Origin of the sequence: Streptomyces tsukubensis, assembly GCF_003932715.1 — a bacterium.
Taxonomy (GTDB): Bacteria; Actinomycetota; Actinomycetes; order Streptomycetales; family Streptomycetaceae; genus Streptomyces; species Streptomyces tsukubensis.
Genome location: NZ_CP020700.1, coordinates 4,429,671 through 4,452,002, shown reverse-complemented (window position 1 = coordinate 4,452,002; position 22,332 = coordinate 4,429,671). Strand labels below are relative to the sequence as shown.

The following is a 22,332-nucleotide window of genomic DNA, read 5'->3' as shown; positions in this document are numbered from 1 at the left end:
CCTGCCTCTGCCCGCCGACGGTGTTCCGGCGGGCAGAGGCGGGTGTGCCCCGGGCGTCAGGAGTCCTGCTCCTCCCCGGCGGTTTCGCGGATCCCGGCGCGGGCCGTTTCGGCCTGTTCCTGGATATGCCGCTGTACGGCGGCGGGGACGCCCTGTTCCTGGAAGTGGGTAACGAGGGTGTCGAGGGTGGCCTCGGCGCGTTCGAGGTCGCCCGCCTTGGCGTGGACGGTGGCGAGCCGGCGGAAGGCGGCGTTGAGGGTGAGGTTGTCCAGACCGGTGTCCTGGTCGGTACGGGAGACGGTGATCGCTTCGGTGAGCTGGGAGACGGCGGTCTTGGTGTCGGGCCCGCGGACCTGCAGGCGGCCGTCTCCGATGGTCTGGAAGTGGCGGCCGGCGTTCGCGCCCCGCGCGAGCCGGGCGTAGGCCGCGAGCGGATGGTCGCCGTGGCGTGCGATCAGCTCCTGGAGGGCGTCGTTCCCTGCGGTGAGATGGGGTGCGTCGGAGCCGAGGAAGGCCAGCAGGGTGCCCTGGTCGTCGCCGGTGAGAAGCTCCCCGACTTCCTGGTCCGCGCGGTCGAGCGGGGTACGGACCCGGATGGTCCGGGTGGGCGAGACGGTACGGGCCCCGTCGAGACCGGTGTGGACGGCGGTGACCCGGTAGGTGCCGGGCTCGGAGAAGTACAGCCCGTCGCTGCCGTACCCGAGGTAGGCGGTTTCGTAGAGGGCCGGGTTCGCCTCGGTGAGGGTGACCGTGGGTTCGGCGTCCCCGTGCCCGGAGCAGGTACGGGCGATGGGCCGGAAGACCCGGGTCCGGCCGTACGGATCGGTGATCACGATCTTGGTGCGCTCGCCCGCCGGGCCGATCGCCTCGGCCACGGACACATCCCCGCGTACCCCGGTACGGGAGAGCCTCAGTTCGGCCATGACCGGCTCGCCGTAGCCGAAGAACTGCTTCCCGCCCAGCGTGAGCGTCAGCCCCGGGTCCTCACCGGCGCCCGGCAGGGCGAACGCCTGCGGGGTGGCGCTGAGGTCGAGTGCGGTGTTGGCGAGGAAGGCATCGCCGCCGGGGACGATATGGCGGTGGAAGCCGTGCCGCAGATGACGGAGTTCGTTCTCGCTGAAGGAGTACGGGAAGTCCTCCCAGAAGTGCTGCACGCCGGCCCTGGTACCGGTGTTGTAGGCCTCCGGATAGTTCATCCAGGACAGATCGCCGAAGCCGTTGTTCGGCCCCAACGGAGCGGGCGGGGCCGACAGATGCTTCTCCCAGGAGTGGTGCAGGTTGAAGACATGCCCCAGCTCGTGCACATAGCAGAACAACTCCATCGCGTCTCCGATGTAGTTGCCGTACTGCAGGCCGCTGTGGAAGACGGCCATGCCCTGGCGTTCTCTGCCCATCTGGTCGAACATCACTCCGAGGACCCTCGGGTCCAGGGTGTGGTAGGTGGCGACGAAGGTCCAGATCTTCCACTGCTCGCTGTCCCGGTGGAGACTGAAGTTGGCCTCCATCGCAGCGTGCAGCTCGGCCGCCGACCACTTCAGATCGGCGCCCGAGGCGTCGGGCGCGACGACATTGACCTGGCCCGCGTTCTTCAGCTCGATTCCGGCCTCGGCGAAGGCGGAGGCGACGGTCAGCACGCGGTGGCGGTAGCCGCGCGGAGCCCAGGACCCCCGGGAGGTGTCGTAGCTCTGGAAGACCTGGGTGCCCGCCATGGCATCGGTCTCCATCTCGACCGACCGCAGCGCCGGACCCGCATAGGAGCAGGTCAGTTGCAGCATCGCGGAGGAGGCGGGCACAAAGAGGGCCACATGGGCGGTGCGCGCGGGGCTGTTCACGACGACATGGGGGAGCTGGACGACGAGATCGGTCCACGGTGAGTTGTTCGCCCAGGTCAGGCCCGAGGCACTGACGACGAAGTCGCTGTGGCCCGGTACGACGGAGAGATCGGCGGCGGTACGGAAGGAGTCGGTCCAGGTATCGCCGGTGAACAGGTCGCCGCTGATCACCCCCAGGGTCCGCTCGCCCTCCAGATCGACCCGGATCTCTACCCGCTGGTTTCCGAGGGTGCCCGTCCAGCGGCCGGTGACCGGGCGGATGGACTCGCGGTGGTGGTCGGCGAGCGCGGCGAGGCCGGGCACCCCGAGGCGGTCGAACGCGCCGGAGGCCAGGACCCCGGTCTTCCAGTTCAGCAGGACACCCTTGACACCCTTGATCAGCAGGCTCTGCCGGGTCCCGTCGGCCGCGGGCTTGTACGCCGCCACATGGTCGAGTCCGGAGCGGAAGTCCTCGGGTAACCGCGCCCAGCCTTCGCAGCCCGAGGCGTCCGGACCGTCGGTGATCAGGGCCTCGCGCACCACACCCGTGGACCAGTTCAGGGTGAGGACCCGCCCGCCCTTGAAGAAGTACGTCTGCCGGGAACCGCCCGCTCCGTCCGGCGCCTGGAACAGGACGTCGACCTGCGAGCGGTAGCCGGCCGGGAGCGCGGTGCCCCAGTTCGCCAGCGTCGTCCAGGGCCCTTGGCTCAGGGTGGCCTTCTGCTCCCAGTCGTACCAGTAGTAGGTGTTGCCCGAGAAGAACAGGCTCTGCCGGTTCTCTCCCTGGCGGGACAGCAGCACGGCGCCGAGGGCGAGACCCCGTCCCTGGAAGTTGACCAACTGCGGTGCCAGCGCGGTGAGATAGTCCGAACCGATCCGCTGCTGCTCGTTGATCAGGGCACCTTCCATGCCCCGCCCGAACAGCAGCCGCCACTCACTGCCCGACGGTGTTGCCAGCACCCAGCTGAAGGCGGTCGCTTTGTAGCGCATGAACCCCATGACCCGTACTCCTCTCAGAGAAGGTGAAGTCCGCGGACCGGCATACCGCGCTCAAGCAGTGGCCTCCCCTTTAAGCAAGAGCGCAGGGGGGCGAGTGCCAGGCAGAAACAGCCGCTGTACAGAAAGCGGGTAAAGAAACGGTCATGCCGAGCCGGGCACAGTCGACCACACCCCACCCTCACCGGAAATCGAACAGACGGCCCATCGCGCTCGCACAGAGACGGAATGGCGTATACCTCCCTGATCCGGGAAGGCCGTGCTGCCCGCGCCTCCGGACCACCCGCGAACCCCCGCCCCGGGCCCACCGGCACACAGAACTCCGCGACGAACCGCCCACCGCCCCACTCACCCGGAAGCCGCCCGCTCCGCCGCTCCCCCGGAGAACGACCGGAACCCACCCCCGGACCCCACGGGCCCCGCACGAGACGCCCGGCACCAAACTGCCCACCACCCCCGGGAACACCCCTGCCTCACGCGCCCTCGCCCCGGGGGTCTACGGACTCCGTCCCCTGCCCCCGGAAAAGCGAAAAACCCCAGGTCACGGCGAGTGAGTCCTGAGGTTCTTCAGAGCCGCCTTCGGGATTCGAACCCGAGACCTACGCATTACGAGGGCCCGCAAGATCATCGCTGCTGGTGCTGGGCGGTGCCGCAGAATCCCGTTTCCCCATGTCAGGGGCGCTCGACGGCGATGGTCATGACGCCTGGTCCGCCCCAGTGCCGCCCAGTCCGCTCACGCAGCGCTCACGCAGCGCTCACGCAGAATGTTGCCAACGGTGGACCTGTCGCCCCTTCCTTCCTCTTCCTCCTAGGGAGGCGAAGGAAGGCGACGGTGCGGGTACACATCTCAGCCGAGTAGTTCGGTTACCAGCTGATCTAGTTCCTCAGCATCAGGGGAGCTGAGGAGGAAGTCGCGCAGAACGCGGCGAATCTGGATGTAACTCTTACTGTCCTCGAACTTCAGTTCCGCGATCCGCTGAGACTCGGCCTCACCGATCTCCGCGATTCGGGCGTGCTTGGCGTCCGCTGGGTCGAAGTCCGGAATAGGCAGCTCCCATACCGCTTTGTCGATGTCTCGCTCGTCTTTCCCGTAAGACATGAGCGGGCGCACGACTTCGGTCGTGTACGGCGCGTTGAGCACCGCGAGCAAGTACGTGCCCTCCTGCCGAGTGGCGACGGTTCCCCAGTACAACTTGTGGTCGATGATCGCATTCGGATTGTCCACCAGCGCGGCAGTGACGTACATGGCAGCCTTCGCGTACACCACTCGCAGGGGCGCGCCAGGAAGCTGATCGGTCAGCCCCCTGCGAAAGTCAAGCCTCTCGGCCAGCGAGAGCCGTTCGCTGGATCGGTTGTCATCCCAGAGTCGTTCGGCGTCCCGCCACCATTTCGCCAGATCTGGGTATCGGTCGAGATGGTCATGCCCACCATCCATGAGCGTCTTCGGCCCCTCGACAGGAAGGACAACCTTGCCAGCGCCCATAGTCCGGTAGGGCACGACATGTTCGCCGAGCAAGACGGGCCGGACAAACTGCTTCTCGACCGATCCTTCCCGGTCAGGGAGTCCCTTCCAGGGCTTCTTCTCCAGAGTGCTGCGCTGGGAGCGGACTGAGACTCGACCGCCGCCGAGCCCGAGGGGGCTGGCAGCCTGTTCCTCAACGAAGAAGAGGACTCTAGGGACGACAGTGGCCCCTTGCCCGAAACGGTCTCGGTACGGCGAGCTAATCAGCCCTTCCTTGGGGTAGCGCAGCTCACCTGCCTTTCGGGTGATCCAGCCCTTGGCGTGTTCCCAGCGGGCGGCGCTCTTGGCGATCTTCCCGGTCCAGATCTCGGTCCGCCTGGGCAGCGCCACAGGATCGTTGCCCTGTTGCCCGATGGAGAGGGGGCGACGGCGGCCGAAAATGACGGCAGCGGCACGGGGAAAAAAGTGCGGACGCAGCCGACGCAGGTCCCAGGAGCCAGTGAAGTCAACCTTGACGGGGTGGTCAGGGTCAGCCCAATCCCCACTACGGAATCCGGTCCAGTAGGGGCGATCCAGCACGGGGTTGGGAACGACGAATGCGAACGAACCGTCCACGCGTAGGTACTGCTGGACCGCGCGGGCGATGAAAAGGCCCGACAGGTCTTGATGGGTAGCGACCTCGAATCCCTTCCACAGGCCCCGGTCTTGCATCATCGCCTTGAATGTCTTTTGCATGCTCTCAGGCATGTGCCGGTATGACAGCCACGGCGGATTGCCGACAAGAACGTCAACACGATTCTCGGCTCGAGACAGCCACATGGGGCGGGCCAGGTTTCGAACATAGTAGGACCAGATGTGGTTGCGATCCTCGTCCACTAGCTCGCAAAGGACGCGGAAGTTCTCGGTCAGTTCGTCCCGGTCGTCTGCGTTGGAAACCCCATGGCGGTTAAATAGGGAGACGAGAGAAGACAACTTGCCTTGAGCACGGTGCGGATCGGCCGCCTTGTCGGCGAGCTCGTTGACGATCGCGTCGAAACGACTGGCGTCCTGCAGCAAGGCCTCGGAAAAGCGCAGTTCGTTGGTAAATAGTTGGCTGCCCGTGCCGGTTTGGATGACGAGATGGCCGTGATCGATGAGGTCAGTGCGCTGGTCCCACTGGAGGCTATCGCCCAAGTAGACGGGAACACTTATCGGACCGCGCTCCTCAGAGGTAAGCGTCTTGCGGCCGATAGCGAGGAGGTAGGTGACACGGGCCAGTGCCACGGCGACGGGGTGGAGATCGATGCCCGCAACATGGTCATGGAGGCCGTCCAGGGCTTCACGCAACGGCAACCCGGCTTCCTGCGCGGCGGCCAGATAGCGTCGGACGCCGTGGAAGAGGAACGTGCCCGAGCCACAGGAGGGGTCCATGATCCGCTGGTTCAGAGGATCGGAGACAGCCTCGACTACCGTCGCTTCCGCCAGCCAGTCCGGCGTGTAGTACTCCCCCTGCTTCTTGCGGGTCTCCGCGGCGATCACAGACTCGTACAAAACCTTCAGCACGTCATGCTCGACCCGTGACCAGTCGAAGCCGGCGAGGCGACGAGATACGTCTTGAACAAAGCCCTCGCCGCCCTCCGTTTCCAACGGCCAGCCAAAGAAGTCTGACTCGACCACACCCGAGATCCTCGCCTGGGTGAACAGTTGGCCGTGGACCAATGAAGCGGGCGGGGTGTCCTTCACATCGATGCCCATCACCGCGTGGGCGATGATCGAGGCCGTATTCACCAGGAGAGTGTGCTCGATGAACAGTTCATCGCTGTCCTCGAACTGGGCGCCCAGGGCACTGCGCAGCAGGCGCGCCCACAGGTCGCGCTTGAGCTGGACAGTCGGCAGGCTCTTGTTCTCCTCGTACAGGGCGGTGAGGATGGCCTTGTCAATGGAGTGGGCAACGCTGTCCGCTCCAAGACGGGCTGCGATGGCATCTGGCGTAGGTGCCGCACCCTCGGAAGTCGCCAGGACACCTTCGAGCCACCGGACCAGATCCAGCGTCTTGACGTTGCGCTCTCGCGCATCGAAGTGGTTTACCTCGTTCAGCTCGTCATTGACCAGGGTGTAGGCGCGCCAGTCGGCACCGTCGGTGAGAATGCCGACGTGCCGTCGCTCGCGCTGCTCTGTGCGCGCCCGCACGTACTTCGCAAGTTGCGCAACTGCGTCCTTACGGATCTTTGGGCGACTGATGTCCTTCTTGACCTCGATGATGGTCGCGCCCATCTCGATGTCGATGCGGTGACCGGTGCCGCCGCCCACCTGGGCTTCCAGCACGGGAGTCAGGAGATCCTGCTCGCCAAGGTTGAGGTCCGCATCCAGCAGGAACTGGCGGATGTCTGCCTGCAGTGTCGCTTCGGCGCGGACAGTCTTACGTTCGATGACCCGCTTGAACACGGTTTCGAGCGCGGTAAGCGAAGAAGGGACAGAGAGCGTCACGGCCAGAGCTCCAAGAGCATCAAGGTGTACGGGCTACGAGGGGACGTCTGGTCCCGTTGGTCATTGTCGTGCAGGCGGCGCGTGCCAGCACAGTCCCACGCATGCGCCCCGGCCGATCAAGGCCCTGTATAGATCATCACTGCGAGTACCGGCGAAGCCACTGACGGCTGGCTCTGCCCGATATCCTCGTACCCCCACGACCTGTAGAGCGCATGCACCCTTCCGTCGCCAGCAGCAGGGTTCACCATCAAAGTGACATTCATCTCATCATGGGTGTCGAGGAGGGCGTCGTGGATGCGGCGGGCCGTGCCGGTCTTGCGCCAGGCGGGGCGGACGCCGATCTCCTTGAGGGCGAGGGCCGGGCGCTCGGTGTACTTCTCGGCCGGCTCCGGGGTGGTGCGCTGCCAGTAGCGGTCGCCGCGTTCGATGGTGTTGCCGTAGGCGTAGCCGACCGGTTCGTCGTCCGCGTACGCGAGGACCGCGACGAAGCCCGGTTCGGTGCCGTGGCGGTCCAGGCGTTCGCCGAAGGTGGTGACCGCGTAATTCGGCAGGTGGAGGAGTGGGGCGCGTACGTCGGCGTAGACGTCGAGGAGGTCGCCGCGGGCGGGGTCGAGGGTGGTGAAGGTGCGCAGTTCGATGGTGGGGGCCTTGGTCATGCGGTGGTCCTCCAGGCGGCGGCGTGCTCGGTCCAGGTTTGCGCGGTGGTGCTGCCGGGGGCGGTGGCGCGCAGGGCTGCGCCGAATTCTTGGAGCATGCGTGCTACCCGGGCGTGGTGGGTGGCGACGTCGGTGGGGACCTTCATCGCGGTGGCCGTGGCGGCGTCCGCGGCCCCTTGGGCGAGCTGGGCGTGGGCGAGGCGGGTCGTCGCGATGGCGCGGGATCTGATCATGTGGGGGCGGAGCGCGGCCAGGCAGCGGTGGGCGTGGTATTCGGCGGTCGGGTAGTCGCCCAGGGCCAGGTTCGCGGACAGGGCGAGCGAGTCCAGCTCGGCCTGGTCGTAGAAGGCGAGCATCCACACGGGGCGGTAGTCCGTGGGGTCGGAGCGCAGCATGGCCTCCTGCGCCTGGTCGAACGTTCGGCGCATGCCGCTGCGGTCCTGGGCCGTGCCCAGGATGGCTCCCTGCCGGGCCAGGCCGAGGGACGCGAACAAGGGGTCGCGTCGGGTGAGGAACAGGTTCCGGGCCACATCGTTCGCGGCGAGCGCGTCGGCGGGACGGCCGAGGTGCCGGTACATGGTTCCGGTGTGGCTCCAGATGCGGAACTTGATCGTCTGGTCACCGGACATCTCGGCGAGGGTCTGAGCCTCCCGCATGTGGGTCTTGGCGTCGTCGTAGCGCCGGCCGTCGATCGCGGCCCACATCGCGGAGGAACGGAATGCTGCTGCGGAGGCGTAGAGGCTGCTGCGTACGCGTTGGGTGGCGCTTCCCGCGTTCTGGAGGTTCAGTGCCTCGTCGGCTAGGGCGGCGGCTCGCTGTTCGATACCGAGCTGTCCGCCGTGGCGGTGGTCGCTGGCGATGATCTCGGCGAAGCGCTTCTGGAGACGGTCGACGTCGCTCATGCCGATCCTGCGTGGCGACGCGGTGCCGGGTGACGCCGCGGCGACGGCAGCCGCCGTGATCCCGCCGACGAGCGTGCGGCGCTTCATGTCAGGGTCCTCCTGCTGCGGTGGAACCAGGGACGACGGAGTCCTGCCCCGTGGAACGAACCCTAAAGCGGTGGCGGGCAGACCGGCGATCTCCTCAAGCGCCTTGCGGGTGGCCGACTTCGGCCACTTCACACGGCCGGCCTTCCAGCCCCGGACCGATGATCCGTCGAGCCCTCCGGACCTTCCGGTCAACTGCTCTAAGGACCTGTTCACAGCGTCGGCGAGGCTGTTGGAGCTGTAGCCGTGCTCTGCCATCCACACCTCAAGAACGGTGTTGCGCGTGGCATCCATCCCGGCACGGTAGCGCTCGCGCCGCCCAGTCATCAGGTAAACGCTGGGTCAAATCGCCCTAGGTCGACCCGTTGAGTGGGTGCCTGATGGTCCTAACCAGCCGAACGGAAGCCGGGGTTATCTGGGTGTCGGCCGCCCACCATCCCGAGCGGCTGTTGACGGCCCGGTCCGCACGCTCACATCTCGCAAGGGGCGGACCGGGCGCAGAGACAACCCGAAGGCTCCATCCCCATGACGAGTCTCAACACACCTGTTCATGCCGCCCGTGTCGGGCGCCCCGCCTACAGCCAGACCATCCCGTGCCAGCCGTCCACCGCTGAGACCTGCCGCAAGCTCGTCCAGCGTGTACTCGGTGCGTGGTGCCTCGATGAGCTCGCCGACGGTGCCGTGCTGATCGTCACGGAGCTGATCGCGAACGCGTCGAAGCACACCTCGTGCCACGACATCCGTCTGACCGTGGGACGCCCAAGCGCGTCGCGAGTCCGTGTCGGAGTCGTGGACTGGGAACCGGAGCGCCTGCCCGCCGCCGGCCACGCGGACCACGGTGACGAGTCCGGCCGCGGCCTGCTCCTCATCGACGCGGTGTCGGACTGCTGGGGCTATGACCTCTACGGCTCGGACAGGTGTCCATGGGGCAAGGAGGTCTGGGCCGAGCTTCAGCTCACCGGCGACGGATCAACGACCCGTCGGCCACATCCATCAGTGAACCCACCAAACAAGAAGGTAGTCACCATGACGCGCAACACCGTCATTCCCAGTCTCACCCAGATCCGCCCCCAGGTGCCGCAGGCATCGGACGGCTTCGACCTGGACGTCTCCCTCGTCGAGATCGCCGACCCGGCCGGGCTGGTCAACCTGACCGACGACAACTGCGGCACCACCTGCGGAGCCTGCACCACCAACGTCGCCTGACCTGTCTGTGACCAGTTCGGCTGGTGCCGCCGCCTCCGCGCAGCGGCACCAGCCGCCCGTTCCCGCACCCTACGGAGGTAGTCGGTGGTTACCACGACCGCAGCGTTCCGCTCCGGAACAACCGCCCTCGTACGCGCCATCGCCCGGCCACCCCTGGCTGTCCCTCCGTGCCCCGACCTGGACGACAGGTTGCCCGGTGCCGCAGCAGCTCAAGCAATGTGGCTGCGTGCGGTCTGGGCGAACGAGGACCTCGTCGAGACCTTGCAGCACTCCAGTCCGGCGCTGGCCACGCAAGTGCAGAGTCTGTGCACAGGGCAACGGCCCGATCCACGGGACCTTCGGCGTGCGGTGCTTTCCGTGATCCGGTACTTGTTGCGGGCCCAGCACCGGGCGACTCCCTTTGGGCTGTTCGCTGGGGTGACAACCGCGACGTTCAGACCGCGGGCCAGTGCGAGCTGGGGCGAAGAACACGTGCTTGTCGGCAGGGCTGGGGCAGACTGGCTGGCCACGGTCGTACAGCGACTGGAGTCGTGCCCGGAACTCCTCGAACGGCTGCCCGTCGTCGCCAACAGCACTGCGTCGGTCCGTGGGGACCGGCTCATCGTGCCGTTTCAGTCTGATGACCGAGGCGACGAGACCCGCGCTGTCGAGGCATCGCTGGCCCTTACCGCACCAGTGCAGGCGGCCCTCACTACGGCCGAGGCGCCGATCAGGGTGGGCGTGCTTCTAAGCAAGCTCCGGGCGGAGTTCCCAGAGGCCGGGCCGGAGAAGACTCGTCGACTGTTGGCGGAGCTGATCCGACGGCGGGTGTTGATCACCAGCCTGTGGGCGCCGAGCACCGGGACCGATGCTCTGGGGCACATCGTCGACCAGCTGGACGCCGTCGGAGCCGAGAGCATTGCACCGATCTCGAAAACGGTGGCTGAGCTGGTTGCGATCCGGGCGGCCTTGGAGGGCTGCACCACGCGCGGTGATCGGGACGGCGCCGCCGCACGGATGCGGAAGCTCGTGCCAGACGGTAACGGCCACCCCATCGCCTTCGACCTACGGCTGAAAGCCCGGCTCGTACTGCCGGAGGCAGTTGCCCGGGAAGTCGAACGTGCCGCGCTCATCCTGACCCGGTTGAGCACTCGCCCGTACGGAACCGCCTCGTGGGGTGAGTATCACCAGCGGTTCTACGAGCGGTACGGCATCGGCACGATGGTGCCCCTCAAAGAGGTCGTGGCGGACAGCGGCATCGGCTATCCCGACGGCTACCCGGGCACTCCGGCCGGTGCGCGCCGACCTCAGGTCTCCGCTCGGGACGACGTACTCGTACGCCTGGCGCAGACGGCCGCGCTCGAAGGCCAAGAGGAGGTCGTCCTCACCGACGAGCTGATCGGCGCTCTCGACGTGGGGCCCGACGACCCGCGGGTGCCGCCGCACCTTGAAGTGGGCGTACGGGTGCACTCGGCCGGCTTGGACGATTTGCGGCGCGGGCGGTTCCGGCTGGAGGTCGTGAGCGTGTCACGCGGGGCAGGCGTCTCCACGGGCCGCTTCCTCGGTGTGCTGGAACCTGGCGATCGAGAGGCGCTGAGCACGGAGCTGGCTGATCTCCCGACCGAGGACAGCGACACCGTGCCCGCGCAGCTCTCCTTCCCACCCCTGCTCCCCGAGAGCGCTCACGTCACCCGTGCACCTCAGGTTCTGCCCACCGTGATCAGCCTTCAGGAACACCGCGCCCCGGACCCCGACATGCTCACCCTCGACGACCTCGCGGTCGCATGCGACGGACGTCGGATGTACCTGGCCGCCCCCGAGCGGGGCCACCGCGTCGAAGCGGTGGGGATGAACGCGCTGAACCTGCGCACGCACACCCCGCCGCTGGCAAGGTTTCTCACCGAGCTGTCCCGGGCCCAGTGCGCGCAGGTCACCGTGTTCGACTGGGGCGTCGCCGCAGCGATGCCGTTCCTTCCTCGCCTCCGCTACGGACGTACGGTGCTGGCCCCGGCGCGCTGGCGGCTGGAGTCGTCGGAGCTGGCCAGCGGCGCCAAGTGGGACGCGGCCTTGGCCGACTGGCGGGTTCGGCGGCGGCTGCCGCGGCAGGTCTATCTCGTGGAGGGGGACCAGCACCTCTTCCTCGACCTTGACGAGGCCGGTCACCGAACGCTGCTCCGCGAGCACCTCGACCGTGCGCACACCGCCCTGCTCGTCGAAGCCCCGGAGGGATACGGCTGGTGCGGCGGGCGTGCCCACGAGGTCGTCCTGCCGCTCAAGGCGGTACGGCTGACAGCGTGGCCGCCTTTGCCCGCCCCTACCCCGGCTCGTGCACTCTCACCAGCACAGATGCAGCCGCCAGCCACCTCCTCCGTACTGTTGGCCACTCTGTACGGAGATGCCCGCCGCCAGGACACCGTCCTCGCCCAGCACCTGCCCGGCCTGCTGGAACGGCTCGGGAGTCCTCGCTGGTGGTTCATCCGCTTCCGCGACCCGACCCAGCACCTCCGTCTCCGTATCGCCCTTCCCCATCCGGACGCCTTCGGCGAAACCGCCCGTGCGGTGAGCGGGTGGGCTGACGAACTGCGCCGGGCCGGCCTGCTTGCCGATCTGCGCTATCCCACCTCGTACCGAGAGATGGGCCGCTGGGGTTCCGGAGCGGCGTGGGAGGCTGCCGAGGATGTTTTCCGGGCTGACTCGCGGGCCGTGGTGACACAGCTCACACAGAGGCAGCGTCCCGGCCAACGCGTCCTGGTGGTGGCGCACACCGTCGCCATCGCCTCCGCCTTCCTCGGCAGCACGGAAGCCGGGATGCGGTGGCTGCTCGACCACATTCCACCGACGGCTCCCGTGCCTGTACCGCGCCCGCAGTTCACGGAGGCCGTACGGCTGGCCGACCCCCGCCGCGACTGGGCGGCGCTGCGCGGAGCACCGGGCGGGGAAGCCATCGTGTCCGGGTGGGCGGACCGGGACGCGGCCCTTGCTGCCTATCGGACTCATCTGCCGGGCCGGGACACCCAGGGAATCGCCGTCGATGACGTTCTGACGTCCCTCTTGCACGTCCACTTCGTACGGCATGTCGCGGTGAACTTCCCCGAGGAAGAGGTGTGCCTCTACCTGGCGCGCGCTGCCGCTCTCGCCTGGATCGCCCGTACAAAGGGGAGGCCATCATGACCACCCACCCGGCCCTCGACCTGGTCGACGCCATCGCGTCCCAGCTCGCCGATCCCGATGTGTCCCGGTCCTGGGCCATGCCCGCGTACGGACAACACCTGGCCTATGGCCCTCCCGGCATCGCACTCCTGCACATCGAACGGGCCGCGCGTGGCCTCGGGTCATGGCAGCGCGTTCACGATTGGCTCGCCTCCGCCTCCCGCCAACCTCTCACCAGCGGTCCTGACAGCCACCCCTTCTACGGGGCTCCCGCCCTCGCCCATGCCCTGGCCTGCGCGGCGGACTGTCTCCCCGGGGCCTACCAGAGTGCCCTGGACTCGTTGGACCGACAGATCGTGATCGACGTCCGGCGCCGTCTGGAGGCCGCTCATCGCCGTATCGACGCCGGACGGCTACTGCGGCTCGCCGAGTTCGATGCCATCCGAGGACTCACCGGGTACGGGGCCTATCTTCTGCGCCGCAGCCCCGACGGCCCCACGACTCGTGCCGTGCTCGACTACTGCGTACGCCTCACCGAACCACTGACCGACCAGGACGAGACCCTGCCCGGCTGGTGGACGGAGACCGGCCCCTCGGGCAACCCGGACGACCGCTTCCCCGGCGGTCACGCCAACCACGGCATGGCACACGGCATCGGCGGCGTACTCGCCCTCTTGGCCCTGGCCGCCCGGCACGGCACCGTCGTCAGCGGGCACCACGCGGCAATGCGCACCATCCTGACGTGGCTGGACCGCTGGGAGACCGGGCCAGGCCCGGTGTGGCCGTACTGGATCACCCGGGACGAATTGCGGGCCGACCGCCTGACTCCGCCCGCGCCCCGGCGGCCATCCTGGTGCTACGGGACCGCTGGCCTCGCCCGTGCTCGGCAGCTCGCGGCGCTCGCCCTTGGCGACACCCACCGCCGGATCGAGGCCGAAAGCGCCCTCGTGGCCGCCCTCACCAACGCCGACCAGCCCAAGGACACAACGGACAAGGGCCTCTGCCACGGCTTCACGGGGCTTGCCCACCTCGCCGCCCGTGTCGCCGACGACGCCCATGCCACGACTGTGGACCGGATACGCGCCGCGATCCCGGCGCTCCTGGACAAGATCCACCCATCGGGCGCAGCGCTTGGGAGCGGAGATCCTGGCCTGCTCGACGGTGCCGCCGGTGTCGCCCTGGCGCTCATCGCGCCCAGCACCGCCACCCCGCCCCGATCCGCCTGGGACTCCTGCTTGCTCATCGCCTGATCCACAGACCGAAGGACCCCCGATGCCCTCCGACCGCTGGCACCAGCACAACATCACCTTCGTCGACCGCTCGCGCGCCCAGCTCGTCATCGCCGAACGCCTCGCCCCCGCGCTGATCACCGCCGAGGCGGCTGGACAGCTCTCCGGCTGGTGGTTCATGAACAAGCAGCCCTGGCCCCTGCGGTACCGCGCCGACGAACCGGCCCCAGTCGTGGAGTCGCTGCTGGACGACCTGGTCGGTGAGGGTTCAGTCGTATCGTGGCGGCCTGGTACGTACGAGCCCGAGACCGACGCATTCGGCGGCCAGGCCGCCATGGACGCAGCCCACGAACTGTTCCACAGCGACTCCCATCACTTAATGGCGTACCAGCCGGGGCCGAAGCACCTGGGGCGGCGAGAGACCGTCGTCCTGCTGGTGAGCTCCATGCTGCGCGGTGCCGGCCTCGACTGGTTCGAACAGGGGGACGTCTGGTCAAAGGTCGCCGCCCTTCGACCGGCCACCGATCCGCTGCCGGCCGAACGCGCCGCCGAGCTTGCTCCCGCCGTACGAAAGTTGATGACGGCCGACGCCCGCAGTCTCTGCCACCCGGGCGGCCCGTTCCACAGGCACGACGAATGGGTCACCGCCTTCGAGCGGATGGGGGCGGCGCTCGCCGATCTCGCGGACCACGGTGGTCTCACCCGCGGCCTGCGGGCCGTGCTCGCCCACCACGTGATCTTCCACGCCAACCGCGCCGGTCTCCTTCGGGACGACCAGAGCGCTCTGTTCAACATCGCACGAGAGGTAGTCATGGGAACCAGTGACAACACCGCGTCCCTCAGCGGAGCAGCAACGGACGTCGATAGCGTCGGCGCGGTGAACACCGACACGATCACCACCGACTCGGCGGAGGCCGAGCGCCTCCGGAACGCCCTGGTCGACCAGATCCGGGCGAACGGACACGCCCGCACGGCAGCCGTCGAGACCGCCCTGCGGACCGTCCCCCGCCATGCGTTCGTGCCCGACGCGTCGCTCGAAGACGCCTACGCCAACGCGCCGGTGCACATCAAGTACGACACCGACGGCACCTCCATCTCCTGCGCATCCCAGCCGGGGGTAGTCGCCCTCATGCTGGACCAGCTCGACGTCCGGCCCGGCGACCGCGTCCTCGAACTCGGCGCCGGAAGCGGCTACAACGCCGCCCTCCTCGCGCACCTGGTCGGCGAGCACGGCCACGTCACCACCCTCGACGTGGACGACGACCTCGTGGAGGGTGCCCGCGCCCACCTCACCGCAGCCGGGATCACCAACGTCGAGGCCGTGACCAGGGACGGAGCCCTCGGATACGCGGAGGGAGCACCGTACGACCGGATCATCGCCACGGTCGGTGCGCACGGTGTGCCGCACGCCTGGCTGGAACAGCTCGCCCCCGGCGGACGACTGCTCGTACCCCAGCGCCTCAAGGGCAGCGTCGCCCGCTCCATCGCGTACGAACAGTGCGACGGCCGATGGGTGTCCCTCGGCAGTGAGATGAACACCTTCATGCCGCTCCGGCGGGGTATCGCCGACGACGACCGCCGCGTCATCCCGCTCAGCGCCGAAGGCACCGTCCGGCTCCAGGCCCCTGCCGGCCAGGACATCGACGCCGATGCCCTCGCCCGCGTTCTGGAGCAGCCGCGCACCGAGGAGTGGACCGGTATGACAGTCCGCGCCATGGAGTCGCCGGAATGGATGGAGCTGTTCCTCACCTGCTCCCTGCCCTCCGGACTGATCCGCATGCTCTTCCCGCAGAGCGCCAAGGGCGGGCTGCTGACGGAGGACCCGTACCCCTCGTCCACCGCGGCCGTCGACCAGGGAGCCGTCACCTACCTGGCCCGGCGGCTGCTGGAGAAGAGGACCCCGGAGGGAGGCAAGCTCTGGGAGTTTGGCGTCATCGGCCACGGACCCGGCAGCGACGAGCTGGCAGCGACCGTCGCCGACACCATCCGCACTTGGGACCGGGAGTACCGCTGCCGGGAGGCCACCTTCGAAATCCAGCCCTTCGACGCGCCGTCCATCGAACAGCGTCCCGGTCTCTTCGCCCTCGACACCCCGCTGAACCGGATCGTCGTCGACTGGCGGTGACAACCGACAGATAGAGGACGGTGCCCGTCGGCCCAGGGCGGGCGGGCACCGTCGCCAAACCACGCCTCGGGGGACTCATGGACCCACACGGACCCACCGCCCAGCGCTTTCCACTCGTCGCCCGATTCCGCCCCGCCTGCTTACCCCTGCCCCAACGTATCCGCGCGCTCGTCGATCTGGCCGACACCGCAGTACGGAAGGCCGACCAGGGCCTGGCTTCGGCCGTCTACAACCAGGCCGCGCTCATCGCCTCCGACCTCGGCCTTCCCGACCTGGCGCGCGAGCTGTGCCACCAGCACGCCACCTCGTACCTCCATGCCTGTCCGCTGCCAGCGATGAGCGCGATCCGAGGACTCGAACCCGTCGTCAACCTCGCCCGTCTCCAGATCCGCGCCGGCCGCGCCGACGAGGGACGGCAACGACTGCTCGACCTGTACGGAGCCGTCGAGGCAGGCGCGCACGCCCGCTTCGACGGCGTCGGGATACCAGCGGACCTCACGGCGACCGAAGCCGACTGCCAAGAGGTCCGTGCTTGGCTCTGGCGCGTACTCCTCGCCGACGGCACCCGCACCCTGACCACCGCCGGCCGCTGGGCCGAGGCTCTGACACACATCGATTCGCACCGGGGCGTCGGTAAGCGGATGCTCGACGGCCGCCAGGTAGCCGTACTGGCCGCCCTTGTGTCCGGCGACACGACCTCGGCAGCAGGGCTCCTGCACGACACCACGCCCGGTGACCCCTGGGAACAACTCGTCACGGCGTGCCTGACCGTCCTGTGCCGCCTCGATGCCCAGCAGCCGGTAGACGAGCACCTGGCAGAACTGATCGCGGCCTACCTTCAACGGTCGCCAGAGTCGGGGATGACCGTTTTCGATATCCGGCTGGGCCTCACCATTCTCGATGCGGTCGGTCCCGCCGAAACACCCGCCGCGCAGCGCATGGTGCACGCCCTCCACCGCAGGACGGCCGAAGCCGAGGACGGCTACGCGGCCCGTGAGGTCCTGGCCCACCCTCTCTTCCTCTCCCTGGCCACAGATCGGGAAGCGCAGGACTGCCGGGCCCTGGTCAGGGCCTGCGCGCTGGGAGCCGGGGCCATCCCGGGTCATCTGCACGGCGAACTGGCGGCGGCCCTACGCGCCAGCGACAAGGTGATCCGGGACAGCCTCGTGCCCCGATGATCAGCGTCGGCGCCCCGGCGCCGAAGGCTGTGGCGGTGTGAACTCTGCTGGACGAGACGGAGCGCTACTCGGTTTGGCGGTACTGCGTACCCGAGCCACACGGTCTCGGCTACTGGGCGCCTGACCTGTGCTGAGTCGCTGTACGCGCCATGTCAGCACTCGGGCGGGGTGGCGGGCGTCATCCAGGGCACGCTGATCGGTGGCCTGCCGCAGCAACCGATCCGGATCATGGCCAGCGGCCTCGGCTTCGGACAGAACGGTGACGAGGGCGTCGAAGGCAGGGTCTGCGAGGACCCGCTCCGCTTGGCTGGGGACAGCACGGCGTACGCGGTGGATGTACTGCTCTACGACCGGTTGGGGTGGCCGACCCTGGGCTAGGGCGGTCAATGGAGCGACGGCGGCCTGGTCGTAGGCGACCTGGAGATGCAGCAGAGCCTGATGAGCGGCTTCGACCTGTTGGTCGTGTTGACGGAGCTGATGCCAGCGAGTTGCGGCGATGACAACGAGGACGGCGGCGTCGAGAAGCATCGCCAGGAAGGCTCCATCCTTTGGCGGCGGCTGCCGGAGCATTGCTCGTGCGGCGCTGCGCAGCGCACGGGCCTGGTTCTGCTCGGCCCGGATGCGGGAGCGGGTGGCGCGTTCGAACGCGGTGGCGGCGTCTCGGAGCTGGGTCCGAAGCTGCCGGGGTGCAAGGAGGGGAAGGGCGTCGAGGACTTCACCGAAGGCGTGGAGGTGGGCCTGGGAGGCTTCGTCGTCGGCTTGGTCCAGGTGGTGGGGAATGATTTCGATCATGGTGATGGTCTGGTGCCATGGGTCGGGCCTGTCCCGGTTGGGTTGCTGGTCGGCGTCCGACTCGATGGTGTCCAGACGTTCTCGGATCTTGGGGAAGGACAGGTCCGGGGCGAGTTGGGAGCCGGAGAACCAGACGGGATCGCCTTGGGCATTGGTGTCACCTTTGAGCGCGATCTTGTATCCACGTACGTCCCCGGATGGGAAGTAGACGACCTGGGTGAGCACACCGTCGATCTGGCTGAGCAGGTGAGCGAATTCCTCAATGGTGGAAGCAGCGGCAACGGCGGTGCGAACGGTGGTACGCAGCTGCTCACGCGCGGTCGTTCCCCGGGCGCGACGGCGGGCCTTCTCCTGTTCAGCGCGGGTGGGGCGCTTGGCGGCGGTGCGATCTCCACGTGCGACTTGGCGGAGGCCGTACTCCTTTTCCACAGAGACGAGTTCGCGGTCGGCGTTGCGGTAGTCGTGCCAGTTGCGGGCACCACTCAGGTCACCGCGGACTTTGGTGGCGGCGATGTGGATGTGGTCCGGGGCGTGGCGGACGGCTACCCAGTGGCATCCGTCCGGGTCGCCTTCGGGGGCGATGCCGGTGGCGTGGACGATACGGCGTGCTACCTCGGCCCACTCGTCATCCGTGAGCTCTCGGTCCTCGGGCGCGGCCCGCACCGAGCAGTGCCACACATGCTGTTCGGGTGCCCGGCCGAGCCGCCCGGCCTGTTTGACCCGCAGGTCGAGGTCGGCGACGAGGAGCTTCTTGGCGGCGTCGAAGTCCTCGGCCCGGCCGGGGTCCGGGGCGAAGCCGTCCCAGGAGGCGACCAGGTGCGGGGCGGTGTGGTCCTTGGCCTTCTTCGTGTCGAACAGGTACCAGATGAGGCCGGCGGTGCTCTTGCCGCTGGTGATACTCGCGATCACCTGCCCTCCTTCCTTGTAAGGGCTTGGTTCGCGGCTGCTGCGATCCGGCGGACGGTGGTTCCGGTGTCCGCCAGGGTGCGCTCGGCTTGGGCCAGGAGCTCGGTGTCCCCAGGCTGGGGATGACCACCGGCGTTGAGCTTGCGGGCGATCTGGTTGATGTTGTTGCCGATCCTGGCGACCTCCCCGCGGAGGGCGGTCAGCTCATCGATGTAGTCGTCGAGCGGGGTGCGCTGGCCTGGTAGGGCAAGGTCTCCGTGGATGTGGGCCATGACGACCGCACCGACGTAGTGGGCTCCGGCGATGTTCAGTGACCTGGCTCGGGCGAGGATCGCCGTCTTCTCGTCGACGCTGTAGCGGGCATCGACACGCTGCTTGCGCTGGCCGCTCGAATCACGCCGGCGACGACGGGCGACGCGATGCAACGCAGCGGCTTCGGCTGCTCGCGGCAACGGGCTGGCGGCCGGGAACGCTGCCAGTTCCCCCTCGGGCGCCCCCTGGTGCCCGAACTCCTCCGCCACCCCCGGGGCGGAGGCATCCGCATGGGACCGGCCCTTGGACGGTCCAGCGGCATACCTTGCTGCGCTGGTGACCGCAGTGGTCGTCTCCTGGGGGTTGAGGGATTGAGGGCTGTCCGGGTGGGGCATGTGGCGGTTCTCCTCGGGGTGTGCTCGTGAAGTGGGTGGGAGTCGTCGGATAGGTCCGGGAAAGCCACGGCGGCGAGTGCTGAGACCACAGGCATGAGGCGGAGAGGGGCTCCGTGGCAGGCCAACTTCTCGTCGCCATCCGGGACCGCAGCTCAGAGGCGTCTCGGCTCCGTCCGCGACAGGTGGTCCGTGACCGGGGTGGTCGGAAGGGTTCCGACCACCCCGTGCTTGTTCCGGTGGGGTGCGGTCAGCCGTTGGCGGGGGTGGTCTCGCTCTCGGCTCGGAGGGTGTTCATGACCTCGGTGAGCCGCTCTCCGCTGACCTTGAGGCCCTTGTCCCTGATCGCTTGGAGGACGGTGGAGCGGGAGATACGGCCGTGCTCGGTGACGGCGATTCGGCCGATCTCGACGAGTTCGTCGAGGGTTGCGTCCGCCGGCCGTCCGCCCCGTCGGGTTATCGCGAGTTCGCTGGTGGGCTGTTCCGGACCGGGGAAGGGTACCGGCGGGGGTGCTGTGTCGGTGGTGGTTTCGCGGGTGATGAGGATGTGGAGGTGGACGGCTCCGGCGAGGGCGAGTGGGGCGAGGGTGGACAGGATGCCGACGGTGAGGTCGCTCAGGTGCAGCGTGCCGGGCGGGTTCTGCTGGTTGATGCGTACGGCGTGGAGGGCGTTGGCCCAGATGCTGGCGCAGGTCGCGGTGCCGAAGAGGGCCCAGACGTAGAGGCGGGCTCGGAACGGGGCGGTGCGCAGGACGAGGAGGGCGCGGACGCCGTAGGCGATGAATCCGTCGATGACGAGTGGGAACAGGTAGGTGAGGAGTCCGCGGACGTGGATGGCGACGGCCATCTGCTGGAGGGCGTCGTACGAGAGGGCGCAGGCGGCGGCGCCGAGGCAGAGGATCGCGGCGCGGTCCCAACTGGTCACTCGGCGACCGGTGCCGGGGTGCGCGGGCGGTATGGCGGATGGGGCCATGGGGGTGTGTGCTCCTGGGGTGGTGCGTGGGGCTGTCGGCGTGGTCCGTATTTGCCGTCTTGGCCGTTGCAGGCGCAGGTCAGGGCGGGTACGTCAGCCGGGCGGTGAGAGTCCCGGTGGTGTCATGCCCGGTGGGACGGGTCGTGGACGGGTGTGGTCTGTCTCCCGTCCCAGAGCGCGGGGCTGTGACCTGCGGCGATACGGCGGGTACGGCTGGGACGGCACGAGACGGATCGGGACGCGGTTGGGCAGCCCAGGCGGGCGGGAGTGATCGTGTTTCCGTCTTGGGCCCGGTTGCCGTCTCATTCGGATGCCTGTTGACCTGCGGGATCACGGCAGGGACGGCACGGACGGCAACCGGGGCGGGGCCGGGTCAGCCCTCGGCGGTGGCGGGGTCGGCGTCGAGCGGGTGGACGGTGGGGCAGTAGCGGCGCCAGGCGTCGGCGAACTTGTTGCGGGTGTAGCCCTTGCGCTGGATGTCACCGACGCGGACGTTGCCGGAGACGATGGTGTAGTCGCGGAGCATGGCGCCGAGCCCGCGTGGTGTGAGCCCGTTGCGGCCCCATTCGGCCCATGGGGCTTCGGTGTCGCTGTTGAGGGCGAACAGGAGGTCGTCGGTGCTGAGGCTCTCCGGGTCGCCCTTGGCGTGGAAGATCCGCCGGATGTCGGCGAGGATCTTGGCCCCGCTGGGGTTCTCCTCCTCCGCCCGCTCCTCGGCGGCGACCATCCGCGCACACGCCGCCCGCGCCAGGCGGGGCCAGGGCCCGCCCGAGAGGTCGGCGATGATCACCAGAGGTTCCCAGGTGTCGGCGGCGCGGTCCTCGACCGGGAGTTCCGGTTCCAGGTCGGCTGCTTCGTCCAGCAGCGGGCGGGCCCAGGCGGCGATCCGGTCGCGCAGTTCGTGCAGGGCCGGGATGTCGCGGCGGGAGCGGAAGGGTTTGACGTGCTCGCCTTCGGCCCGGCGGCGCATGCGGATCACCACGGCGCGGTCCATGATCGTGTCGGGGAGGTCACCGATGCCCGCGATGGCGGCCATGGCGAAGGTGGCGAACTTGTGCGGGGTGTGGTCGTTGCCGACGACCCGGGTGACGTAACGGTTCCGCTGGTGCCCGGCGTTCAGCAGGCCGCGCATCTCCTCGTTCTTCTCCGCCTGCTTCGGCGTGCCGAAGATGGTGTCCGCCTCATCGACCAGGAGGGTGGGCGGCTCCTCGGTGATCGAGCGGAAGACCGCCGCCGGGGTGGTGTTGATGGTGAGCATCGGCTCGTGGACCGTCTCGGTGAGCACGTCCAGGAGCCGGGACTTGCCGCACCGTTTCGCCGGGCCGACGACCGCGAGGCGCGGCGCGTGCTGCCATGCGGGCTGGAGGTGCGTCGCCGCCACCCAGAGCGTCACCGCGTCCAGGGCCTCGGGCGAGGGCAGGATCACGAACCTGGCTATCTGGGCACGTAGTTCGTCCAGCAGGGCGGACCCGGCGGTCGGTTCCGGATCGGGCGCCGTCTTGTGGGGCGGTATGTCTGCCGGAGCGGCCTCCGTCGCGTCCGGGCTGACCAGCAGGGACGCTTGGGCGGCGGGGTGGCCGGGGACCGCGACCGGGGGCCACGGCGGCTTGGCGGGGGTGGAATAGGGCTCGGTGGGGGCGTGTTCCACTGGGCGGCTCCTCTTCTGGCGGTGGCGGGCTTGCACGCCCTTGCCGCCGGGTTGGTTCGTGACAGGCCGATGGGGGTTGCCGGGGCCTCCGGCGTTGCACCGCCGGAGGTCCACCCCGTGCTCCG

General features: G+C 68.6%; 13 protein-coding genes and 1 pseudogene. 6 read left to right on the top strand and 8 right to left on the bottom strand.

What is annotated here, in order from left to right; all coding sequences use genetic code 11:
• Positions 1-56 precede the first annotated feature (56 nt).
• The 4 genes from B7R87_RS18175 to B7R87_RS18160 form a co-directional block, all read right to left on the bottom strand.
• Positions 57-2,810, bottom strand: coding sequence for a hypothetical protein (locus B7R87_RS18175; RefSeq protein ID WP_006347615.1), 2,754 nt, complete (start codon positions 2,808-2,810; stop codon positions 57-59).
• A gap of 844 nt (positions 2,811-3,654) precedes the next feature.
• Positions 3,655-6,735, bottom strand: coding sequence for an N-6 DNA methylase (locus B7R87_RS18170; protein ID WP_006347616.1), 3,081 nt, complete (start codon positions 6,733-6,735; stop codon positions 3,655-3,657).
• Positions 6,736-6,851: 116 nt separating this feature from the next.
• Entirely contained in the window at positions 6,852-7,391 is a 540-nt protein-coding gene (locus B7R87_RS18165; RefSeq protein ID WP_006347617.1) for a GNAT family N-acetyltransferase, read from the bottom strand.
• Entirely contained in the window at positions 7,388-8,671 is a 1,284-nt protein-coding gene (locus tag B7R87_RS18160; RefSeq protein WP_100249128.1) for a Tat pathway signal sequence domain protein, read from the bottom strand. Before B7R87_RS18160 ends, B7R87_RS18165 begins: the two co-directional genes overlap by 4 nt.
• Before the next feature lie 231 nt (positions 8,672-8,902).
• Here B7R87_RS18160 and B7R87_RS18155 point away from each other — a divergent pair.
• The 6 genes and pseudogenes from B7R87_RS18155 to B7R87_RS18130 all read left to right on the top strand — a co-directional run.
• A pseudogene (locus B7R87_RS18155) lies at positions 8,903-9,343 on the top strand (ATP-binding protein); the annotation flags it as partial.
• 60 nt (positions 9,344-9,403) lie between these two features.
• Entirely contained in the window at positions 9,404-9,583 is a 180-nt protein-coding gene (locus tag B7R87_RS18150; protein ID WP_078902216.1) for an FxLD family lanthipeptide, read from the top strand.
• 216 nt (positions 9,584-9,799) lie between these two features.
• Entirely contained in the window at positions 9,800-12,733 is a 2,934-nt protein-coding gene (locus B7R87_RS18145; protein WP_006347620.1) for a lantibiotic dehydratase, read from the top strand.
• On the top strand, positions 12,730-13,962 hold the full coding sequence (locus B7R87_RS18140; protein ID WP_006347621.1) for a lanthionine synthetase C family protein: 1,233 nt from the start codon (positions 12,730-12,732) through the stop codon (positions 13,960-13,962). The genes B7R87_RS18145 and B7R87_RS18140 overlap by 4 nt, the downstream gene beginning before the upstream one ends.
• Positions 13,963-13,984: 22 nt before the next feature.
• Positions 13,985-16,066 carry a methyltransferase, FxLD system gene (gene fxlM, locus B7R87_RS18135; RefSeq protein ID WP_006347622.1) on the top strand — a complete coding sequence of 694 codons (2,082 nt, stop codon included), beginning with the start codon at positions 13,985-13,987 and terminating at the stop codon, positions 16,064-16,066.
• Positions 16,067-16,143: 77 nt separating this feature from the next.
• Positions 16,144-17,244: a hypothetical protein gene (locus tag B7R87_RS18130; RefSeq protein WP_006347623.1), complete on the top strand. Its 1,101-nt coding sequence runs from the start codon at positions 16,144-16,146 to the stop codon at positions 17,242-17,244.
• Here B7R87_RS18130 and B7R87_RS18125 read toward each other — a convergent pair whose 3' ends face one another.
• The 4 genes from B7R87_RS18125 to B7R87_RS18110 form a co-directional block, all read right to left on the bottom strand.
• Positions 17,245-18,945 carry a relaxase/mobilization nuclease domain-containing protein gene (locus tag B7R87_RS18125; RefSeq protein WP_006347624.1) on the bottom strand — a complete coding sequence of 567 codons (1,701 nt, stop codon included), beginning with the start codon at positions 18,943-18,945 and terminating at the stop codon, positions 17,245-17,247.
• Positions 18,942-19,589: a MobC family plasmid mobilization relaxosome protein gene (locus B7R87_RS18120; RefSeq protein WP_078902214.1), complete on the bottom strand. Its 648-nt coding sequence runs from the start codon at positions 19,587-19,589 to the stop codon at positions 18,942-18,944. Before B7R87_RS18120 ends, B7R87_RS18125 begins: the two co-directional genes overlap by 4 nt.
• Positions 19,590-19,836: 247 nt before the next feature.
• Positions 19,837-20,511 carry a DUF2637 domain-containing protein gene (locus tag B7R87_RS18115; RefSeq protein ID WP_006347626.1) on the bottom strand — a complete coding sequence of 225 codons (675 nt, stop codon included), beginning with the start codon at positions 20,509-20,511 and terminating at the stop codon, positions 19,837-19,839.
• Between the two features lie 421 nt (positions 20,512-20,932).
• Positions 20,933-22,207: a DUF3631 domain-containing protein gene (locus tag B7R87_RS18110; protein WP_006347627.1), complete on the bottom strand. Its 1,275-nt coding sequence runs from the start codon at positions 22,205-22,207 to the stop codon at positions 20,933-20,935.
• Between the last annotated feature and the right edge of the window lie 125 nt (positions 22,208-22,332).

Coding starts and splice junctions, on each gene's coding strand:
- B7R87_RS18175 (WP_006347615.1), bottom strand. CDS start 2,810: ATGGGGTTCATGCGCTACAAAGCGACCGCCTTCAGCTGGGTGCTGGCA.
- B7R87_RS18165 (WP_006347617.1), bottom strand. CDS start 7,391: ATGACCAAGGCCCCCACCATCGAACTGCGCACCTTCACCACCCTCGAC.
- B7R87_RS18160 (WP_100249128.1), bottom strand. CDS start 8,671: ATGGATGCCACGCGCAACACCGTTCTTGAGGTGTGGATGGCAGAGCAC.
- B7R87_RS18150 (WP_078902216.1), top strand. CDS start 9,404: ATGACGCGCAACACCGTCATTCCCAGTCTCACCCAGATCCGCCCCCAG.
- B7R87_RS18145 (WP_006347620.1), top strand. CDS start 9,800: ATGTGGCTGCGTGCGGTCTGGGCGAACGAGGACCTCGTCGAGACCTTG.
- B7R87_RS18140 (WP_006347621.1), top strand. CDS start 12,730: ATGACCACCCACCCGGCCCTCGACCTGGTCGACGCCATCGCGTCCCAG.
- fxlM (WP_006347622.1), top strand. CDS start 13,985: ATGCCCTCCGACCGCTGGCACCAGCACAACATCACCTTCGTCGACCGC.
- B7R87_RS18130 (WP_006347623.1), top strand. CDS start 16,144: ATGGACCCACACGGACCCACCGCCCAGCGCTTTCCACTCGTCGCCCGA.
- B7R87_RS18120 (WP_078902214.1), bottom strand. CDS start 19,589: ATGCCCCACCCGGACAGCCCTCAATCCCTCAACCCCCAGGAGACGACC.